This is a genomic window from Bradyrhizobium sp. Ken64, assembly GCF_055807555.1.
On the sequence record NZ_JBVVPA010000007.1, the window covers coordinates 138,222 to 157,687 of the forward strand.

Genomic DNA, 19,466 nt, shown 5'->3' on the forward strand with positions numbered 1-19,466 from the left:
TTGAGGGGCTCCAGCGCAAGTTGGAGCCCCTTTCTTTTTGTCCGGCTGAGCGGAAAGAAACGCGAAGAAAAGGATTGCCATTCCGGACAACCTGCGCAGAAATATCGACCACAACAAACAACAAAAGGGAGGTCGTCATGCGTTTGGAAGGCGGATGCTATTGCGGCGAAGTGCGCTATGTCGCCGAGGGCGACCCGATGATGCAGGCGCAGTGTCATTGCCGCGAGTGCCAGTACATTTCGGGCGGCGCGCCCAACACCTTCATCGCGATGCCGGCGGCCGGCTTCAGCTACATCACCGGGCAGCCCAAGCAATTCACGCGCAAGGACCTCGAACGCGCTGTCACGCGCGAGTTCTGCGGCGAATGCGGCACCCATCTGGTGACCAAGGTTCCCGGACTGCCGGCCGCGATCCTGAAGGTCGGCACGCTGGACGAGCCTGCGCAGTTCCATCCGCAGATGGCGATCTACACCTGCGACAAGCAGGACTTCCACGCGATCCCCGCGGGCATGGCGACCTTCGAAAAGCTGCCGGCGCACTAGAACCGCGATGACGGCGGGCTCCCTCCCCCGCATGCGGGGAGGGCTGGGGAGAGGGTGTCTCAACATCGGGAAAATTCCTGGGTGGAGAGAGCCCTCAGTCGCGCCTCCGGCGCAACCTCTCCCGCAAGCGGGAGAGGTAAGAACCGCCGCAGCCATCCCGGTTATCCGGCCTCATTATTCCTGCTCTGGACGGAGGCGGCGGCCGATGGTTAATCGCGTCTTAACCTCGCCCTATCTATGGTGAACTGAACCGCTTCCCGCTGGCGCTTTTGGTAGAGCGACCGGCTGTTCCAAGAGTGCTGGCGTCCAGAATGGCTATGACCGCTTCATCCCGTGCGCCGCAGGACGGTGGAAGCTCCGGTAGCGAACGCTCTCCCTTCGTCCGGCTCAACGAGCTGCTGGCGCCGCATCAGCCCGGCAAGCCTTTGATTTCGCTTGCCGTCGGCGAGCCGCAGCATCCCGTGCCCGACTTCGTCGGCCCGGTGCTGGCCAAACACATCGCCGATTTCGGCCGTTACCCCGCGAACAAAGGCACCGACCCGTTCCGCAAGGCCGCGGGCGCCTGGCTGTCGTCGCGTTTCAAGCTGCCGCGCGCTCTCGATCCCGAGAGCGAGATTCTCGTCCTCAATGGCAGCCGCGAGGGGCTGTTCCTCGCCGCGATCGCGGCGGCGCGCTATGTCGGCCCGCGTCCGGGCAAGCCCGCGATCCTGATGCCGAACCCGTTCTATCCGGTCTATGGCGCCGGCGCCCGCGCTGCCGCTTGCGAGCCGGTCTACCTGCCGACCACGGCGGAGAACGGCTTCCTGCCCGATCTCGACGCCATCGACGAGGCGACGCTGGCGCGCACGGTGGCGTTCTATCTGGCCTCGCCCGCCAACCCGCAGGGCTCGGTCGCCTCGCGCGATTATTTCACGCGCCTGAAGCAGCTCGCCGACCGCTACGGCTTCGTGGTCCTCAGCGACGAATGCTACTCGGAGATCTACACCCGCGAAGCGCCGGGCAGCGCGCTCGAATGCGCCGGCCCTGATTTCACCCGCGTGGTTGCGTTCCAGTCGCTGTCGAAGCGCTCGAACCTGCCGGGCCTGCGCGTCGGCTTCGCCGCCGGCGACAAAAAACTCATCGGCATGTTCCTCGAGCTGCGCAACATCGCGGCGCCGCAGGTGCCGGTCCCGCTCCAGCATGTCGCGACCGTAGCCTATGGCGACGAGGCGCATGTCGAGGAGAACCGCAGGCTCTACCGCATCAAGTTCGATCTTGCCGATCAGATCATCGGCGATCGTTACGGCTATCGCCGGCCCGATGCCGGCTTTTGCGTCTGGCTCAACACTTCGAAAATCGGCGACGACGTGTCTGTGTGCCTGAAGCTCTTCACGGAAGCAGGCGTGCGCGTGGTGCCCGGCAGCTACCTGGCGCGGCTCCAGCCCGACGGCTTCAATCCCGGCGCAGGCTACATTCGCCTTGCGCTGGTGCAGGATGGCGAGACCACGGCGCAGGCGCTGCACCGCCTGGTCGAGACTCTGGGTTAGGCGGGGCCCGTGAGCATGTCGACAATCGAACGTGTCATTCCCTTGGTCGGCCATCTGCCGCCCTCGATCCGCGAGGGCCTGGCGCGGCGCATGCGCGAGCTCAGCGGTCTCGGCCTGATCGCATTGTCGGGCGTCGCCTCGGCGGCGCTGATGACCTGGTCGGTGCAGGATCCCAGCCTCAGCCACGCAACGTCGCGGCCGATCCGCAACATTCTCGGCTATGCCGGCGCGATCGGCGCCGACCTTGCGATGCAGATCCTCGGGCTCGGCGCGATCATGCTGGTCCTGACGGTCGCGGTCTGGGGCTGGCGCATGCTGACCCATCGCCCGTTCGACCGCGAGGCGCTGCGGCTCGGCTGCTGGATTCTCTGCACGGTGATCGCGGCGGGCTTCGTCAGCTGCTGGCCGCATGGCGGCGCCTGGCCGCTGCCGACCGGGCTCGGCGGCGTGGTCGGCGATGCCTTGGTCCGCGCGCCCGCGGTGATTTTCGGACCGCCGGGCATGATCTATCGCATCGTGCTCGGCACGATCCTGTTCGCGGCGATGGCGGCGACCTTCCTGATCGCCTGCGGCCTTGGCGCACGCGAGCATGACGACGAGCTCGCGGAGATCGAGGACGACGACAAGCCGCTCGACCAGGACGAGGACAACGATCGCGGTTCGGTATCGCTGGGCTGGCTGTTCCACGCCTTGATGAGCACGAAGGCGCGGCTGATCTGGCTGCTTGGCGCTGCCTACCGCTCGCTGGTCTCAAGCGGACCGAAGACCAAGGCCGTTGCATTCAGCCGCCAGGAGCCGAAGCTCGGTGGCGGCCGCGCCGCGCCTTCGATCTCGCCGCAGGCCCAGGACGAGGACTACGAAGACGAGCACGAAGAGGTCGAGGAAGACGAGGAGGAAGAGGAGGAAGAGCCGGCCGCCCGCACCCCGCGCAAGAAGGCTGCTCCGAAGGCCGCTTCCAAGAAATCCTCCGACAAGTTCGAGCTTCCGTCCGTGTCGGTGCTGGCCGCGCCGAAGGCCGGCGATCGCCAGCCGCTCAGCAAGGCCGAGCTGGAAACCAATTCGCGCGCGCTCGAAGGCGTGCTGCAGGATTTCGGCGTTCGCGGCGAGATCGTGAAGGCCCATCCGGGTCCCGTGGTCACGCTGTACGAGCTGGAGCCGGCGCCGGGTATCAAATCGTCGCGCGTGATCGGATTGTCCGACGACATCGCCCGTTCGATGAGCGCGCTGTCGGCGCGCGTCGCCGTCGTGCCCGGCCGCAACGCCATCGGCATCGAGCTGCCGAACGCCCATCGCGAAAAGGTTTATCTGCGCGAGCTGCTGGTCGCCAAGGAGACCGTCGATTCGGTTGCGAAACTGCCGCTCTGCCTCGGCAAGACCATCGGCGGTGATCCCGTCATCATCGATCTCGCACGCACGCCGCACATGCTGATCGCCGGTACCACCGGCTCCGGCAAGTCGGTCGCCATCAACACCATGATCCTCAGCCTGGTCTACCGGCTGCGCCCGGACCAGTGCCGCCTGATCATGGTCGATCCGAAGATGCTCGAACTCTCCGTCTATGACGGCATTCCCCATCTGCTCACGCCCGTCGTGACCGACCCGAAGAAGGCAGTGGTCGCGCTGAAATGGGCCGTGCGCGAGATGGAAGAGCGCTACAAGAACATGGCCAAGCTCGGTGTGCGCAACATCGACGGTTACAACACGCGCCTGCTCGAATTGAAGGCCAAGGGCGAAGAGCCGACGCGCACGGTGCACACCGGCTTCGACAAGGAAACCGGCAAGGCGATCTACGAGGAAGAGAAGCTCTCGCTCGATCCGCTGCCCTACATCGTGATCATCGTCGACGAAATGGCCGACCTGATGATGGTCGCCGGCAAGGACATCGAAGGCGCGGTGCAGCGCCTCGCGCAGATGGCGCGCGCCGCCGGCCTGCACGTGATCCTCGCGACGCAGCGTCCATCGGTCGACGTCATCACCGGCACCATCAAGGCGAACTTCCCGACCCGCATCGCCTTCCAGGTGACGTCCAAGATCGACAGCCGTACGATTCTCGGCGAGATGGGCGCCGAGCAGCTGCTCGGCCAGGGCGACATGCTCTACATGGCCGGCGGCGGTCGCATCAGCCGCGTGCACGGACCTTTCGCGTCGGACGAGGAAGTCGAGAAGGTGGTGCGCCACCTCAAGACACAGGGACAGCCGGAATATCTCGAAGCCGTCACAGCCGAAGAACCCAGCGAGGACGAGGACGGCGCGGTGTTCGACGCGTCCGCCATGGGCGCGGATGGCGGCGGCGATTTGTTCTCGCAGGCCGTTGCGATCGTCAAACGCGACCGCAAGGCCTCGACCAGCTACATCCAGCGTCGCCTGCAGATCGGCTATAACCGCGCCGCATCCTTGATGGAGCGCATGGAACTCGAAGGGATCGTCGGACCCGCCAACCACGCCGGCAAGCGCGAGATCCTGGTCGAGGAAGAAGACAGCCATATGTGAGGCGAGCCGACTCTGACGACCATTTCACGCAAAAACGTTATCTGCTTTTGGCCGAAATCACGCTAAAAGGGCGCCCAGCCACACAGGACGACGCGTTGATCAGACATCCGAACATTCGATTCGTTGCCATCGTCGCCGCGCGAAGCGCGCGCATGGCCGGCGTGGTTCTCGTCACCGCCGCGATGGTGATCACGGCGTCATTCGCGCAGACGGTTCCCGTGCCGAAGCCCGCACCGAAGGGCCGCGATGGCGGTCCGGCCGGTGGAGGGCCCGCGGTCACCGGCGCGACCCAGACGCCGCCGAATCCGGTGATCCCGGATCCGCGCCGCAACGTGCCGAGCAGCATCTTCCAGACCTTCGATGCGAACCAGAAGGCGCAGGCCGCCAAGGTCAGCGCCTATTTGTCGTCATTGTCGACGCTGGTCGGAAATTTCGTCCAGGTCGGCCCCGACGGCAGCAAGACGCAAGGCGACTTCTACATCCAGAAGCCGGGCAAGGTGCGCTTCGAATATGACGCGCCGAGCCCGATCGACATCGTCGCCGACGGATCGTCGCTAGTGGTGCGCGACCGCAAGCTCGCGACGCAGGACGTCTATCCGCTGTCGCAGACGCCGCTGCGCTTCCTGCTGTCCGACCGCATCGACCTGATGAAGGACACCAACGTCGTCAACGTCTCGGCCGACGACGTCTTCGTCAGCGTCACCATCGAGGAGAAGCAGGCGCTGGTCGGCACCAGCCGCCTGATGCTGATGTTCGGCGCCAAGGACGGCCAGTTGAAGCAATGGACCGTCACCGACCCGCAAGGCTACGACACCACGATCGCGGTCTATAATCTGGACACGAGCAAGAAGCTCGATCCCGGCATGTTCAAGATCGATTTCACCAATTACGGCCCGTCGCCGGGCTAGGTGCCGTAGGGTGGGTTAGCCGAAGGCGTAACCCACCATCTCGGTCCGCAAATGTGGAAGCATGGTGGGTTACGCTGCACTAACCCACCCTACGATTCCGCCCCTGTGGACAAGCATTTTCCCCACGCCAATCCATGCTAAGACGCATCCCTCATGCGTTTTTCCCTGACAACCTGGAACATCAATTCGGTGCGGCTGCGCATCGATCTGGTCGCAAAATTTCTCAAGAGCGCGCGACCGGACGTGCTGTGTCTCCAGGAAACCAAGTGCATCGACGACGCTTTTCCGCTGAAGCGCTTCAAGCGGCTCGGCTACGAGCATGTCGCGTTGAACGGCCAGAAGGGTTATCACGGCGTCGCCATCGTCTCGAAGATACCGTTCGAGTCAAAGGACATCCGCACCTTCTGCGACAAGGTGGATTCACGCCACATCTCGGTATCGTTCGGTGAGAAGGCTGGGATCGCAAAACCGCTGGTGGTGCATAATTTCTACGTGCCGGCCGGCGGCGACATTCCCGATCCCGCGCTGAACGAGAAATTCGATCACAAGCTCCGCTTCCTCGACGAGATGAAGGCGTGCGAGCCGTTGCATCCGCGCGGCGAGGATCGCCACATTCTGGTCGGCGATCTCAACGTCGCCCCGCATGAGAACGACGTCTGGTCGCACAAGCAGCTTCTGAAAGTGGTCTCGCACACGCCCGTCGAAACCGAGAAGCTGCAGGCCGCGCTCGCCGCCGGCGAGTGGGTCGACGTCGCGCGCGAGCGCATTCCGATGTCGGAAAAGGTCTACACGTGGTGGAGCTACCGCTCCGCCGATTGGACCGTCGGCGACCGCGGCCGCAGGCTCGACCACATCTGGGTCTCGCACGCGCTGAAAGATGCGGTCAGTGATTTCAAGATTTTGCGCGACGCGCGGAGCTGGGAGCGCCCGTCGGACCATGTGCCGGTTACGGTGACGCTGGAGGTGTGATCTTGTAGCCCGGATGGAGCGCAGCGAAATCCGGGGCAGTTTTTCCGGAGGCACGAATCCCGGATTACGCTTCGCTCCATTCGGGCTACGAAGCTACGGCACTCAACTCGTCAACTTCGCACCGGCCATCAATATATCGCTGGCGATCTGGCTGGAGCGCACCGCGAATTCGTCGCGAAGGCGGACGGCCGCGGCGGGGTCGCTTTCGAGCACGCGCTGAAACAGGCTGCGCGCGACGCGGATGACGGAGGCGTGCTCGATCGCGATCGCGCTCGACGGCCGCTTCATCGGCACGATCAGCGCGAGCTCGCCGATCAGCGCACCGGGACTTGCGATCATCTCCGCGCCGGCGCCGTCGTCGACCCGGAAGGCGCCGCGCTGGACCACGAAGCCGGCATCGGCATCGTCGCCGAGATTGAACAAGACGTCGCCGCGGACAAAGTCGCGCTGCTCGGAGCCGATCGCCAGCATGCGCAACGAAGCGTCTCCCAACAGGCGCAGTGTCGGGACACGCTCGAGAAGCGCTACATCGTCGTCGATTGACATTCAGATCCGGGGCTCAAGGGCACGCAATCTAAAACGATTCGCACGCCCCTGAAGCGTATCACGGCACCAGCTTGTAGCCACCGGCTTCCGTGACCAGGATTTCCGGGTTGGCGGCGTCCTTCTCGATCTTCTGGCGAAGCCGGTAGATATGGGTTTCCAGCGTGTGGGTGGTGACGCCGGAATTGTAGCCCCAGACCTCCTGGAGCAGGGTCTCGCGCGAGACCGGCATCTGGCCGGCCCGGTAGAGGAAGCGGAGGATCGCGGTTTCCTTCTCCGTCAGCCGGACCTTGCGCGCGTTGGCGGCGGTCAGCATCTTGGAGCCGGGCCGGAAAGAGTAGGGGCCGACCGAGAACACCGCGTCCTCGCTGGCTTCGTGCTGCCTGAGCTGGGCGCGGATGCGCGCCAGCAGCACGGCGAAGCGGAAGGGTTTTGCGACATAGTCGTTGGCGCCGGATTCCAGCCCCAAAATCGTGTCGGAATCGGTGTCATGCCCGGTGAGCATGATGATCGGAGCCTTGAACCCGCCCTTGCGTAAGGAACGGACCACTTCGCGGCCGTCGGTGTCGGGCAGGCCAACATCCATCAGGACGAGATCGGGGGCATTGGCCTTCGCGGCGCTCGCGCCCTTGGCGCCGGTATCGACCGCGGAGGCTTCAAATTCTTCGTGCAGCGACAATTGCTCCACCAACGTATCGCGCAGATCGGTATCGTCATCCACGATCAGGATCTTGCGGGCATTGGCCATAGGGGGTCATCCTTTTGGGGTCCGGCACGGCGCGCATCCATGCTGCACCCAGCCGAGAGGGAAGTTTAGGGGTCGCCGTTATTATTATTGTTCGTCTTGAAGTAGTGGGCTGTTACCGATTCACAAGCCAGAACCACTCTAACCCAGAATAGCAGGCCGTTTTGATGAATGTCCTGTAATGAATTCGACATCGCACGTTCACATGAAAAATAAAGCTGCTTCAGCTAGTTACACCTCGAACCGAAGCGCCGGGCCGCTGTCGGCGATCCGCGTTAAGCCTGCCGCCGGGAATCCGCGCCGGGGCTGGCTGACGGCGGGAGCGCTGGCGATTCCCGTGGCGCTTGGGCGCGGCGGCATTCTGGCGAACAAGCGCGAGGGCGATGGCGGCACCCCGAGGGGCAGCTTCCGTCCCAGGCGATTGTGGTGGCGGGGCGACCGGCACAGCCGCCCGCAGACCTTCCTGCCGGCCCGGATCATCACGGGCGAGGACGCCTGGTGCGAGGATCCCAAGGACCGTCACTACAATCAGGGAATCCGCCTCGGCGAAGGGCAGGGCGGTGACCGGCTCAAGCGGGCCGACCATCTCTATGACTTCATCATCGAAATCGACCACAATACGAGGCCGCGGATCGCCGGCCGCGGCAGCGCGGTGTTTTTGCATCTGGCCCGCGACAATTTCGGCCCGACCGCAGGCTGCGTCTCGATGAGCAAAGCGGCGATGCGACAATTGCTGCGGCGGCTTGGACCAAAAACAAGAATCATCATCGGGTGAGGGCACATGCTCGACAGGGGTCAGATCGCCACCGCTTCGCAGGTCCTGCTCAAACATTGGCGCGACGGCACCAAGCTTGATGCGCTGGAGCCTCGGTTGCGGCCACAGAGCCGCGCCGAGGGTTACGCCGTGCAGGCAGCACTCAGCGGGACATTGTTCGGCTGGAAGATCGCGGCGACGAGCGAGTCCGGACAGAAGCACATCAATGTCGCGGGACCGCTGGCCGGTCGGATCATGAGCGACACCGTGATCGCCGATGGCGGCACCGCCTCGATGAAGGGCAACGCGATGCGCGTCGGCGAACCCGAGTTCGCTTTCCGCATGGGACGCGATCTGCCGCCGCGCACGGCTCCGTATACTGTCGAGGAGGTGCTCTCCGCGGTGGATAGCTTGCATCCCGCGATCGAGATTCCCGATTCGCGCTTTGCCGATTTTGCCAGCGCCGGCGAGGCGCAGCTGATCGCCGACAACGCCTGTGCGCATCTGTTCGTGCTGGGCGCAGCGACGAATGCGAACTGGCGTGCCATGGATCTCGTCGAGGAGCGGCCGCAGATCACGTTGCGCGGCCAGCGCTATCTCGGCCACGGCAAGAATGTGCTCGGCGATCCCCGAATTGCCATGGTCTGGCTGGCCAACGAGCTGCGTGGCCTCGGCATTGCCTTGCGGGCAGGAGAGGTGGTGACCACGGGCACGTGCCATCCGCCGCTGCCGATCCTGGCGGGTAATCATTTCGTGGCGGATTTCGGCGTGCTGGGGACGGTGTCGGTGGGGTTTGACTAGGCTCATCCCCGTCGTCGTCCTGGCGAAAGCCAGGACCCATACCGCGTGATCTACGCAAAGGGCAGAACGGTCGTTGCCGCGGTCTTCGACAAACAGACTATCGGGATAATGGGTCCTGGCTCCGGTGCGCATTGCGCACTAGGCCAGGACGACCAAAAACAAATTCGCCTATGATCACCGGTGCCCGAAGATCGCACTTCCCACGCGCACATGGGTGGCGCCGAGCATGATCGCGGTCGCATAATCCGCGCTCATGCCCATCGAGAGCTTCTTCAATCCATTGCGCGCGGCGATCTTGGCGGTGAGCGCGAAATGCGCCGCCGGCGGCTCATCCACCGGCGGGATGCACATCAAGCCCGAGATCGTCAGCCCGTAGGTGTCGCGGCAGCTCGCGATGAATGCATCGGCCTCGCCGGGGGCGATGCCGGCCTTTTGCGGCTCCTCACCGATATTGATCTGGACGAACAATTCCGGGTGCTTGTTCTGGGATTCGATTTCCTTGGCTAACGCCTGGCAAATGCTCGGGCGGTCGACCGAATGGATGGCATCGAACAGCGCGACCGCCTCTTTCGCCTTGTTGGATTGCAGCGGCCCGATCAGGTGCAGCGCGATATCGGGGTAAACAGAAGTTAACGCAGGCCACTTGCCTTTGGCCTCCTGCACGCGATTCTCCCCGAATACGCGCTGTCCGGCGTCGATGACCGGGGTAATTGCATCCGCGGCGAAAGTTTTCGAGACCGCGATCAGCGTCACGGAGCCACGTTCGCGCCGCGCATCCTTGCAGGCGCGCGCGATTTCGGCTTCGACCGCGGCGAGCGCGTTTGGTGAATGGCCGGTTAGCGGTGCGGCGTTGGCTTCAGTCATGATGTCGCATCGGAGCTGATTGTTGCGGAGGTAGTTCTAATTTTACCGAGTTCAAGAAAGAGTTTTTGAACCCTTCGCTTTACCTTAGCCGTGGGGTGGGCAGCGAAGATGTCAAACGTCAGTTTCAACCGCAAACGAGCGAAACTCAAGCAGGTTCTCGGAATCCGGGCGCGGCTTGCGTTGCTCGCTGTGATTCTGGTGACGCCTTTGATGTTCGAGCGCATCCGTTCGCTCGAAGACACGCGCACGCGGCAGATCGCGCAGGCCACGGCGGAATTCACCACCGTCGCACGACACAGCGCCGATGCGCAGCGCGAGGTGATCTCGTCGGTCGAGACCATCCTGAAATCGGAAGCTTTCATCCGCGCCTCCGCCGGCGGCATCAGCAAGAGCTGTGACGTGCTGCGCGCGAGCCTGCCGTCGAATCTCCCCTGGATCCGTACGCTTCTAATTGCCGGCCAGGACGGACGCATCCAGTGCGCCACCAACAACATGTATGTCGGCCTCGACCTCAGTGACCGGCCGTACTTCCAGCAGGCGCAGGAAACCGGCCGCTTCGTGCTGAGCGACTTCATCATGTCGCGCCCGGTGCCGACACCGACCGTCATGGCGGTTTACCCGGTATCCGCCTTCAGCGGCGCAGCTGATGCAGTCGTGCTCGCCACCGTCAACCTCGACTGGATGTCGAAGGTCATGAGCAATCTGGGTGGTCGCGCCGGCATCACGGCCGTGCTGGTCGACAGCGCCGGTACCGTGCTGGCGGCACCGGCCGACCAGCACAGCGCGATCGGCCGTCCGCTCGACAATCTGCCGCTGATGTCCGCGATCGCCGACAAGGCGCTGAGGTCTGACCAGGACGAAGGCTCACTCTCTTTCCTCGCCGCGGACGGCTCCCGCCGCGCGGTCAGCTTTATCCGCATCGCCGGGACCAATGCCCGCCTGATCGCCAGCATCGACGAGGACAAGGTGTCCGCGGCCGTGAGCCGCGACATCCGCACCGCCTATCTCCAGCTCGCTTTCGTCGTCGTATTCGTGTTGCTCGGCGCGCTGATCGCAGCCGAGAAACTGGTGATCAAGCCGATCAGAATGCTCGCCGACATGGCCAAGCGTCTGGGCGAGGGCGACCTCTCGGCACGCGCCGCGCGCAATCGCCTGCCGGCCGAGTTCGTGCCGCTGGCCCGCGCGTTCAACGCGATGGCCGCGCAGCTCAGCCAGCGCGAACGCGAGCTGATGGCGAGCAATGACCGCCTCACGGTAATGGCCTCGATCGACATGTTGTCAGGGCTTGCCAACCGCCGCGGCTTCCAGAGCCGCCTCGACTTCGAATGGATGCGCGCGCAGCAATATGGCAGCGATCTCGCGCTTCTGATGATCGACGTCGACCATTTCAAGCTGTTCAACGACACCTATGGCCATCTCGAAGGCGATTCCTGCCTGACCAGGCTCGGCGAATCGCTGTCCGGCATCGCCGCCGACACGATGGGCTTCGCGGCCCGCTACGGCGGCGAGGAATTCTGCCTCTTGCTGCCGAACACCGACGTGGCGCGCGCCGTCGAGATCGGCGAACAGGCGCGCGCGGCCGTGCTAAAGCTGTGCCTGCCGCACATCACCTCCGACCACATGATCGTCACCGTCTCGATCGGTGTTGCCGCGACAAAGCCCAACGAGAGCTTGCGTCCGGGCGATTTGATCGAAGCCGCCGACGCCGCGCTCTACGCCGCCAAGCACCGCGGCCGCAACAACGTCGTCGAGCACGGCATCACGGTGATCGACAACGGCGCGGCGGAAATGATGATGGCGGGTTGAGGGCTAACCCGCAGCCCCGGCGCCATCGAGCTCGCTCTCGGTGACCACGCGATTGCGGCCGCTGTTCTTGGCGAGATAGAGCGCGCGATCGCAGCGCTCGATGAGATCGGTGATCGCTTCGCCGGTCCGGTACTGCGCAACACCGATCGACACGCTGATATGGGGCAGGATCTCGCCGGTCGAGCGACGCGTGATGGTGCATTCCGCGATCGCGTGCCTGATGCGCTCGGCGACCTCGGCGCAGGCGGCCAGATCGGCATCCGGCAACACCGCGATCAACTCCTCGCCGCCATAGCGGGCCGACAGGTCCTGCTCGCGGACCTTTTCGCGCAGCACCTTGGCCATCAGGCGCAGCACCTGGTCGCCGACGCCATGGCCGAAACTGTCGTTGAAGGTTTTGAAATGGTCGATGTCGAGCATCAGCACGCTGAGCGGCTCGCCCCACTCCGCAGTTGTCTGCGCCTTGCGCAGGAATTCGTCGAGCGCCCGGCGGTTGGCGAGGCCTGTGAGGGTATCGGTCCGGGCACGCTCCTCGGATTTGGAGAGGGAGGCGCGGATCACGTCGAGCTCGCGGGTCTTTTCCGCAAAGCCTGCCTCGAGCCGCGTCGCGCGGGCGGCGGCGCGGCCCAACTCGTTCATGAGCTGGGCGACCAACGCTTTGGGGTCGACACCGGCCTCGCCCTGGTCGGCAACCTCGTTGATCGCCTGCATCTGGGAGTGGTTGTCTGCGATCGCGGTTGCCAGAAAATCCTTCGCCGCACCCATGAGGGCATGCAGCCGCTCCGATGTCTCCGAGACGATAGCGCCCCCCTTGGGCGCGACATAGGTTTCGAACAGATCCTGATTGGTCCTGACGTCGAAGGGACGGTTATGATCGATCAGGAGGTCGATGGCGTTGCGCAGATCGTCATGGCTTCCTGCGAAATACTGGAACCAGACGGCGAAATTGGCCGGCGTGGCAGGGATCCGCTGTTCGGCCATGCTCCGCATCGCCCGTTCGGCAACGGACGCGGCATAGTCGTAATCGGGATCGTCGAAGCTGGCGTCCATCACAAATCTTGAGAGTTCTGGTCAGTCGCAAACTCGCATCGACCCCTTAATCACGCCCCAACGCGGCCTCAGTAGTTATGCGGTGCAGCGCCGAAGGTTCCCAATTGCGGCAACCCATTGACCCCTTGAGGACTTCTATGGCCTAGTCCGCCGTCTTTAGCTGGCCCATATCCACGAAAACCCAACGATTCCATGACCTCCGAACGCTATAACGCCCGCGACGCCGAACCGCGCTGGCAAGCCGCCTGGGACCAACAGGCGATCTTCGTCTCCAAGAACGACGATCCGCGGCCGAAATATTATGTGCTTGAGATGTTCCCCTACCCGTCGGGGCGCATCCATATCGGCCATGTCCGCAATTACACGCTTGGCGACGTACTGGCCCGCTTCATGCGCGCCAAGGGTTTCAACGTACTGCACCCGATGGGCTGGGACGCTTTCGGCCTGCCGGCCGAGAACGCAGCGATCGAGCGCAAGGTCGCACCGAAGGCCTGGACCTACGACAACATCGCCGCGATGAAGAAGCAGCTCCGTTCGATCGGGCTGTCGCTGGACTGGAGCCGTGAGATCGCGACCTGCGATCCGTCCTATTACAAGCACCAGCAGAAGATGTTTCTGGACTTCCTGCGCGAAGGCCTCGCCGAGCGCGAGAAGCGCAAAGTGAACTGGGACCCCGTCGACATGACCGTGCTCGCCAACGAGCAGGTGATCGACGGGAAAGGCTGGCGTTCGGGTGCCGTTGTCGAACAACGGGAAATGAACCAGTGGGTCTTCAAGATCACGAAGTACTCGCAGGAGCTGCTGTCGGCACTGGATACGCTGGATCGCTGGCCCGACAAGGTGCGGCTGATGCAGCGCAACTGGATCGGCCGGTCCGAGGGGCTGCTGATCCGCTTCGCGCTCGATACGGCGACAACACCGGCCGGTGAGAGCGAGCTGAAGATTTTCACGACGCGCCCGGACACGTTGTTCGGCGCGAAGTTCATGGCGATCTCGGCCGATCATCCGCTGGCGCAGGCCGCCGCCGCCAAAAACCCTGCGCTCGCCGAGTTCATCGGCGAGATCAAGCGGATGGGCACGGCGCAGGAGATCATCGACACCGCCGAGAAGCAGGGATTCGATACCGGCATCCGCGCGGTTCACCCGTTCGATCCGAGCTGGAAGCTGCCGGTCTATGTCGCCAATTTCGTGCTGATGGAATACGGCACCGGCGCCATTTTCGGCTGTCCCGCACACGACCAGCGCGACCTCGATTTCGTCAATAAGTACGCTCTCGGCAATACGCCGGTGGTGTGCCCCGAGGGCCAGGACCCCAAGACCTTTGTCATCACCGATACCGCCTATGACGGTGACGGCCGCATGATCAATTCGCGTTTCCTCGACGGCATGACCATCGATCAGGCCAAGGACGAGGTGGCGAAGCGTCTCGAGACCGAGCTGCGCGGCAACGCGCCGGTCGGCGAGCGCCAGGTCAACTTCCGCCTGCGCGACTGGGGCATTTCGCGCCAGCGCTATTGGGGCTGTCCGATCCCCGTCATCCATTGCCCGAAATGCGATGTCGTGCCGGTGCCTGACGCCGACCTGCCGGTGAAGCTGCCGGACGATGCGACCTTCGACAAGCCGGGCAACGCGCTCGATCATCACCCGACCTGGAAGCACGTGACCTGTCCGCAATGCGGCGGCAAGGCTCAGCGTGAAACCGACACCATGGACACCTTCGTGGATTCGTCCTGGTACTTCGCGCGTTTCACCGATCCCTGGAACGAGAACGCGCCAACGACGCCAGAGGTCGCCAACCGGATGCTGCCGGTCGACCAGTATATCGGCGGCGTCGAGCACGCGATCCTGCATCTGCTCTACAGCCGCTTCTTCACGCGCGCCATGAAGGCGACCGGGCACATCGCACTGGACGAGCCGTTCGCCGGCATGTTCACGCAGGGCATGGTGGTGCACGAGACCTACCAGAAGGCCGACGGCACCTATGTCCAGCCGGTCGAGGTGAAGGTCGAGACCGGCGCCAACGGCCGCCGCGCCACGCTGCTGACGTCAGGCGAAGACATCCAGATCGGCCCGATCGAGAAGATGTCGAAGTCGAAGAAGAACACGGTCGACCCCGACGACATCATCGAGACCTATGGCGCCGACGTCGCCCGCTGGTTCATGCTGTCGGACTCCCCGCCCGAGCGCGACGTGATCTGGAGCGATGAGCGCGTCCAGGGCGCCTCGCGCTTCGTGCAGCGGCTGTGGCGGCTGGTGAACGACTCTGTCGAAGCCGGCAAGGCCGCGCCGGCGGCCCGGCCCGCCAGCTTCGGCCCGGACGCCACCGCCTTGCGCAAGGCAGCCCATGGCGCGCTGGACAAGGTCACCACCGGGATCGAGCGGCTGCACTTCAACGTCTGCCTCGCCCATATCCGCGAATTCACCAATGCGTTTGCGGAGATCTTGCAGCGTCCCGGCCAGCCGGCTCCAGATTTGGCCTGGGCGATCCGGGAGGCCAGTCAGATCCTGGTCCAGCTGTTCTCCCCGATGATGCCGCATTTGGCCGAGGAGTGTTGGCAGGTTCTGGGCCAGAGCGGGCTGGTTTCCGAGGCCAATTGGCCCCAAATCGAACGCGATTTGCTGGTTGAAGACAGTGTGACCCTGGTGGTCCAGGTCAACGGCAAGAAGCGGGGCGAGGTCACAGTTGCAACAGCGGCCGAGAATCCGGAAATCGAGGCTGCCGTTTTGGCCCTCGATGCGGTAAAATTGACCCTGGACGGCAAGCCCGTCCGCAAGGTGATTATCGTCCCCAAGAGGATCGTGAATGTTGTCGGCTAGGATCCGCATCGCAGCCCGCTTGCTGGCGGTCGCCGCACTGGCGGCCATGACGGCCGGCTGCTTCCATCCGATGTATGCCGAGCACACCGACGGCACCCCCGGCCTGCGCGAGAAGCTGATGGGGGTCGATCTGCCCCCGATCGCCAAGGCCAATGCCTCGCGCGAGGCCCGCGTCGGCGTCGAGGTCCGCAACGCGCTGGCGTTCAAGCTCTATGGCACCGCCACCGGCATGCCGCCGACGCACCGCCTGGAGATCCGCTTCTCAAGCAGCAAGACGTCGCTGATCGTTGATCCCAACACCGGCCTGCCGAGCAGCGAAAACTACGGTCTCGACGCCCAGTACAATCTGATCGAGGTCGTCAGCGGCAAGTCGGTGATGACCGGCACCACGTTCTCCCGCGTGTCCTACGACATGCCCGGCTCCTATCAACGTTTCAGCCGCAATCGCGCGATACGTGATGCCGAGGATCGTGCCGCCAACGAGATCGCCGAGAACATCACGACTCGCCTCGCCTCGTTCTTCACCGCGGGCACTTAATTCATCCCGTCACCCCGGTTCGCCCGGACTGACGAATCCCAGGCACCATGGTCGCGCTGCGCGGAAAAGAGATCGACGCCTTTCTCGCCCGCCCCGATGCGGGCCGTCCGATCATCCTGCTCTACGGTCCCGACGCCGGCCTAGTCCGCGAACGCGCGGATGCGCTGATCGCCTCCGGCGTCGACGATCCCAACGATCCCTTCTCGCTGGTCAAGGTCGATGGCGACGAGCTCTCCGCCGAGCCGTCGCGCCTCGTCGACGAGGCCATGACGGTGCCGCTGTTCGGTGGCCGCCGCGCCATCCGCGTGCGCGCCGGCTCGCGCAGCTTTGCCAGCGCTATCGACACGCTGGCGGAGATGGGCGTGAAGGATTGCCGCATCGTGATCGAGGCCGGCGAGCTGCGCCCGGAATCGCCACTGCGCAAGGCCTGCGAACGCGCCAAGACGGCCGTCGCGATCGCTTGCTATCCCGATACCGAGCGCGACCTCGCCAAGCTGATGGAAGACGAGCTCCGCATCGCCAATTTGCGCATCGCGCAGGATGCCCGCGCCGCGCTGATGTCGTTCCTCGGCGGGGACCGGCAGGCGTCCCGCAACGAGCTGCGCAAGCTCACGCTCTATGCCCATGGCAAGGGCGAGATCACGCTGGATGACGTGATGGCTGTCGTCGCCGATGCCTCGGAGCTGAAACTCGATCCGATCGTCGATGGCGCCTTCGCCGGCCGGCCCGAGATCGTCGAAAACGAGTTTGCCAAAGCCATGATCGCCGGCACCTACCCCGGCGTGATCATCTCTGCGGCGCAGCGTCAGGCGGCGTGGCTGCACAAATCGGCGCTCGCAATCGCCGACGGCACGCCCGCTTCCGCCGTGCTCGACAGCGGCTATCCGCGCCTGCATTTTTCGCGGAAGCCCGCTGTCGAAACCGCACTGCGCAATTTCAGCGTGGCGCGGCTCGCCGCCATCATCGAGCAGCTCGCGACCGCCGCGCTCGACACCCGCAAGCAATCCACCCTCGCCGCGGCTATCGCCCAGCGCACACTGATGGCGATCGCCGCGAACGCGAAGCGGCGGGGCTGAGTCTCCCAATGTCGTCCTGGCGAAAGCCAGGACCCATTACCCCAAGGAGAGGTTTGGGGAAGATTCGTAGTCCGGTATTGCGACCAGCTCCAATCGAGACATCACGCGGTATGGGTCCTGGCCTTCGCCAGGACGACATCGAGGGTGCGTCTAGATCGCGCCCTTCGCCAGCCGCTTCATGACCTCGTCGAGCTGATCGAGGTTGCGGTAGTTGATCTGGACCGAGCCGCCGGGATCGCGGTGGCTCACCGTGACCTTGAGCCCGAGCGCGTCGCTGACGCGCTTCTCCAGGTCGACCGTGTCAGGGTCCTTTTCCTTCGCTCCCGTGCGCGCCTTCTGCGGCTTGCGCTCCGGCACGCCCTCTTCATGCGCCAGCGCCTCGGTCTGGCGGACGTTGAGGCCTTCTTCCACGATGCGCTTGGCAGCCGCGACCGGATCAGGCACGCCGATCAGCGCGCGGGCGTGACCGGCGGTCAGCTCGCCGCTCGTGATCAACGCTTGCACCTCGGCGGGAAGCTTGGTCAGCCGCATCATATTGGCGATGTGGCTGCGGCTCTTGCCGACGACTTTGGCGATGTCGTCCTGGCTGCGTTTGAACTCGTTGGCGAGCGCGTGATACCCGAGCGCCTCTTCCATGGGGTTGAGGTCTTCGCGCTGCACGTTCTCGACGATCGCGAACTCCAGCGCATCGCTGTCGCTGATGTCGACGGGGACGATCGGCACTTCGTGCAGGCCGGCCATTTGCGACGCGCGCCAGCGCCGCTCGCCGGCGATGATCTCGAAGCGGTCCTGCGCGCCCTTCACCGGTCGCACCACGATCGGCTGAATCACGCCGTGCTGCCTGATGGAATCGCTGAGCTCCCTGAGCTCGCTTTCCGAAAAGGTCCGGCGCGGGTTGCGCGGATTGGGCTTGATGAACTCGATCGGCACCTTGCGTTGCGCGCGCGGACGATCGACATGCTGAGCCTCGCCGCCGACGTCACCGATCAGACTCGCAAGACCCCGGCCCAATCGCGAACGCGCTTCGTCGGCCATCGCCAGCTCCCTTGGATTCAACGTGCAGCACTCCAGAACTGAATTTCGAATTGTAGGGTGGGTTAGCGAAGCGTAACCCACCATCGTTTCGTTCGAGGCGCCAGACGTGGTGGGTTACGCCTTCGGCTAACCCACCCTACGGCAACTTCAATGCGTCGTCCGCAGCTCGCGTTCGCGCTGGATCACTTCGGTGGCGAGCCGCAGATAAGCTTCGCTGCCGACGCATTTGAGATCGTAGACCAGCACCGGCTTGCCGTAGGACGGCGCCTCCGAGATGCGCACGTTGCGCGGGATCATGGTCTTGTAGACCTTCTCGCCCATGAACTGCCGAACGTCGGCAACGACCTGGTTCGAGAGATTGTTGCGCGAGTCGAACATGGTCAGCACGATGCCGTGGATCGACAGGTTCGGATTGAGCGTCGAGCGCACCTGCTCCACCGTTTGCAGCAATTGCGACAGACCTTCGAGCGCGAAGAACTCGCACTGCAGCGGCACCAGGATCGCGTCGGAAGCCGCCATCGCGTTCACGGTGATCAGATTGAGCGAGGGCGGACAGTCGATCAGCACGTAAGTGTAATCGGCGTCGGGCGAGACGTTGTTGTTGAGCGCGCTGATCGCGTCACGCAACTTGTACGCACGACCGGGCGTGGTGCCGAGTTCGAGTTCGAGGCCGGAGAGATCCATGGTCGAGGGCGCGATATGCAGCCGCGGCACCGCCGTCGACACCACCGCTTCCCGCAGGCTCGCCTCGCCCACCAGAACGTCATAGGTCGAGCAGGAGCGGTTGCGGCGATCGATGCCGAGTCCAGTCGAGGCGTTGCCCTGCGGATCGAGATCGACGATCAGGACGCGTTCGCCGATCGCAGCGAGCGCCGTGCCGAGATTGATCGCCGTGGTTGTTTTTCCCACGCCGCCCTTCTGATTCGCCAGCGCTAGGATGCGCGGATGGCCCTGCGGGACGGCAGCGGTCTGTTCTTGCTGCGGTTCGTCAATCACGCTCAT

The 19,466-nt window shown here is 64.2% G+C and carries 17 protein-coding genes; 11 read left to right on the top strand and 6 right to left on the bottom strand.

The genetic code is table 11. The annotated features are described in order from the left end of the window. Positions 1 to 137: 137 nt before the first annotated feature. The 5 genes from AC0L2F_RS14795 (at position 138) to xth (ending at position 6,435) form a co-directional block, all read left to right on the top strand. Entirely contained in the window at positions 138 to 542 is a 405-nt protein-coding gene (locus tag AC0L2F_RS14795) for a GFA family protein (RefSeq protein WP_007604095.1), read from the top strand. A gap of 311 nt (positions 543 to 853) precedes the next feature. Next, positions 854 to 2,068 carry an aminotransferase class I/II-fold pyridoxal phosphate-dependent enzyme gene (locus AC0L2F_RS14800; RefSeq protein WP_473248851.1) on the top strand — a complete coding sequence of 405 codons (1,215 nt, stop codon included), beginning with the start codon at positions 854 to 856 and terminating at the stop codon, positions 2,066 to 2,068. Between the two features lie 9 nt (positions 2,069 to 2,077). Next, positions 2,078 to 4,558, top strand: a complete 2,481-nt coding sequence (locus AC0L2F_RS14805) for a DNA translocase FtsK (RefSeq protein ID WP_473248852.1) — start codon at positions 2,078 to 2,080, stop codon at positions 4,556 to 4,558. 152 nt (positions 4,559 to 4,710) lie between these two features. After that, positions 4,711 to 5,466 (top strand): outer membrane lipoprotein carrier protein LolA, encoded by a 756-nt coding sequence (locus tag AC0L2F_RS14810; protein ID WP_035974572.1) that lies wholly within the window; start codon positions 4,711 to 4,713, stop codon positions 5,464 to 5,466. Between the two features lie 153 nt (positions 5,467 to 5,619). Next, on the top strand, positions 5,620 to 6,435 hold the full coding sequence (xth, locus tag AC0L2F_RS14815; protein ID WP_473248853.1) for an exodeoxyribonuclease III: 816 nt from the start codon (positions 5,620 to 5,622) through the stop codon (positions 6,433 to 6,435). Positions 6,436 to 6,537: 102 nt separating this feature from the next. On the opposite strand, the gene AC0L2F_RS14820 is transcribed toward xth, so the two are convergent. Continuing rightward, positions 6,538 to 6,981 carry a cyclic nucleotide-binding domain-containing protein gene (locus tag AC0L2F_RS14820; protein ID WP_007598631.1) on the bottom strand — a complete coding sequence of 148 codons (444 nt, stop codon included), beginning with the start codon at positions 6,979 to 6,981 and terminating at the stop codon, positions 6,538 to 6,540. A 58-nt stretch (positions 6,982 to 7,039) separates the two neighbouring features. After that, positions 7,040 to 7,726, bottom strand: coding sequence for a response regulator transcription factor (locus AC0L2F_RS14825; protein ID WP_007598630.1), 687 nt, complete (start codon positions 7,724 to 7,726; stop codon positions 7,040 to 7,042). Positions 7,727 to 7,928: 202 nt separating this feature from the next. On the opposite strand from AC0L2F_RS14825, the gene AC0L2F_RS14830 reads away from it, so the two are divergent. Next, positions 7,929 to 8,498 carry a L,D-transpeptidase family protein gene (locus tag AC0L2F_RS14830; RefSeq protein WP_473248854.1) on the top strand — a complete coding sequence of 190 codons (570 nt, stop codon included), beginning with the start codon at positions 7,929 to 7,931 and terminating at the stop codon, positions 8,496 to 8,498. A 6-nt stretch (positions 8,499 to 8,504) separates the two neighbouring features. After that, on the top strand, positions 8,505 to 9,278 hold the full coding sequence (locus tag AC0L2F_RS14835) for a 2-keto-4-pentenoate hydratase (protein ID WP_473248855.1): 774 nt from the start codon (positions 8,505 to 8,507) through the stop codon (positions 9,276 to 9,278). Positions 9,279 to 9,452: 174 nt separating this feature from the next. On the opposite strand, the gene AC0L2F_RS14840 is transcribed toward AC0L2F_RS14835, so the two are convergent. Then, entirely contained in the window at positions 9,453 to 10,142 is a 690-nt protein-coding gene (locus tag AC0L2F_RS14840) for a YggS family pyridoxal phosphate-dependent enzyme (protein WP_007604086.1), read from the bottom strand. Between the two features lie 108 nt (positions 10,143 to 10,250). Between AC0L2F_RS14840 and AC0L2F_RS14845 the strand changes: the two genes are divergently transcribed. Then, positions 10,251 to 11,948: a diguanylate cyclase domain-containing protein gene (locus AC0L2F_RS14845; RefSeq protein WP_007604084.1), complete on the top strand. Its 1,698-nt coding sequence runs from the start codon at positions 10,251 to 10,253 to the stop codon at positions 11,946 to 11,948. A 3-nt stretch (positions 11,949 to 11,951) separates the two neighbouring features. Here the strand turns inward: AC0L2F_RS14845 and AC0L2F_RS14850 are convergent, their stop codons facing one another. Then, positions 11,952 to 12,998 carry a GGDEF domain-containing protein gene (locus AC0L2F_RS14850; RefSeq protein WP_473248856.1) on the bottom strand — a complete coding sequence of 349 codons (1,047 nt, stop codon included), beginning with the start codon at positions 12,996 to 12,998 and terminating at the stop codon, positions 11,952 to 11,954. A 192-nt stretch (positions 12,999 to 13,190) separates the two neighbouring features. On the opposite strand from AC0L2F_RS14850, the gene leuS reads away from it, so the two are divergent. The 3 genes from leuS to holA are packed head-to-tail and all read left to right on the top strand — an operon-like array spanning position 13,191 to position 17,429. Further along, positions 13,191 to 15,815, top strand: a complete 2,625-nt coding sequence (gene leuS, locus AC0L2F_RS14855; protein ID WP_473248857.1) for a leucine--tRNA ligase — start codon at positions 13,191 to 13,193, stop codon at positions 15,813 to 15,815. After that, on the top strand, positions 15,802 to 16,353 hold the full coding sequence (gene lptE, locus AC0L2F_RS14860) for an LPS assembly lipoprotein LptE (protein ID WP_007604081.1): 552 nt from the start codon (positions 15,802 to 15,804) through the stop codon (positions 16,351 to 16,353). The genes leuS and lptE overlap by 14 nt, the downstream gene beginning before the upstream one ends. A 47-nt stretch (positions 16,354 to 16,400) precedes the next feature. Then, positions 16,401 to 17,429: a DNA polymerase III subunit delta gene (gene holA / locus AC0L2F_RS14865; RefSeq protein WP_473248858.1), complete on the top strand. Its 1,029-nt coding sequence runs from the start codon at positions 16,401 to 16,403 to the stop codon at positions 17,427 to 17,429. 150 nt (positions 17,430 to 17,579) lie between these two features. Here the strand turns inward: holA and AC0L2F_RS14870 are convergent, their stop codons facing one another. Together AC0L2F_RS14870 and AC0L2F_RS14875 are read right to left on the bottom strand one after the other, a co-directional pair. Then, positions 17,580 to 18,464 carry a ParB/RepB/Spo0J family partition protein gene (locus AC0L2F_RS14870; RefSeq protein ID WP_473248859.1) on the bottom strand — a complete coding sequence of 295 codons (885 nt, stop codon included), beginning with the start codon at positions 18,462 to 18,464 and terminating at the stop codon, positions 17,580 to 17,582. A 147-nt stretch (positions 18,465 to 18,611) separates the two neighbouring features. Continuing rightward, positions 18,612 to 19,466, bottom strand: coding sequence for a ParA family protein (locus AC0L2F_RS14875; RefSeq protein ID WP_007598621.1), 855 nt, complete (start codon positions 19,464 to 19,466; stop codon positions 18,612 to 18,614).

Coding starts and splice junctions, on each gene's coding strand:
- AC0L2F_RS14795 (WP_007604095.1), top strand. CDS start 138: ATGCGTTTGGAAGGCGGATGCTATTGCGGCGAAGTGCGCTATGTCGCC.
- AC0L2F_RS14800 (WP_473248851.1), top strand. CDS start 854: ATGGCTATGACCGCTTCATCCCGTGCGCCGCAGGACGGTGGAAGCTCC.
- AC0L2F_RS14810 (WP_035974572.1), top strand. CDS start 4,711: ATGGCCGGCGTGGTTCTCGTCACCGCCGCGATGGTGATCACGGCGTCA.
- xth (WP_473248853.1), top strand. CDS start 5,620: ATGCGTTTTTCCCTGACAACCTGGAACATCAATTCGGTGCGGCTGCGC.
- AC0L2F_RS14820 (WP_007598631.1), bottom strand. CDS start 6,981: ATGTCAATCGACGACGATGTAGCGCTTCTCGAGCGTGTCCCGACACTG.
- AC0L2F_RS14825 (WP_007598630.1), bottom strand. CDS start 7,726: ATGGCCAATGCCCGCAAGATCCTGATCGTGGATGACGATACCGATCTG.
- AC0L2F_RS14830 (WP_473248854.1), top strand. CDS start 7,929: ATGAAAAATAAAGCTGCTTCAGCTAGTTACACCTCGAACCGAAGCGCC.
- AC0L2F_RS14835 (WP_473248855.1), top strand. CDS start 8,505: ATGCTCGACAGGGGTCAGATCGCCACCGCTTCGCAGGTCCTGCTCAAA.
- AC0L2F_RS14840 (WP_007604086.1), bottom strand. CDS start 10,142: ATGACTGAAGCCAACGCCGCACCGCTAACCGGCCATTCACCAAACGCG.
- AC0L2F_RS14845 (WP_007604084.1), top strand. CDS start 10,251: ATGTCAAACGTCAGTTTCAACCGCAAACGAGCGAAACTCAAGCAGGTT.
- AC0L2F_RS14850 (WP_473248856.1), bottom strand. CDS start 12,998: ATGGACGCCAGCTTCGACGATCCCGATTACGACTATGCCGCGTCCGTT.
- leuS (WP_473248857.1), top strand. CDS start 13,191: ATGACCTCCGAACGCTATAACGCCCGCGACGCCGAACCGCGCTGGCAA.
- lptE (WP_007604081.1), top strand. CDS start 15,802: ATGTTGTCGGCTAGGATCCGCATCGCAGCCCGCTTGCTGGCGGTCGCC.
- holA (WP_473248858.1), top strand. CDS start 16,401: ATGGTCGCGCTGCGCGGAAAAGAGATCGACGCCTTTCTCGCCCGCCCC.
- AC0L2F_RS14870 (WP_473248859.1), bottom strand. CDS start 18,464: ATGGCCGACGAAGCGCGTTCGCGATTGGGCCGGGGTCTTGCGAGTCTG.
- AC0L2F_RS14875 (WP_007598621.1), bottom strand. CDS start 19,466: ATGAGCGTGATTGACGAACCGCAGCAAGAACAGACCGCTGCCGTCCCG.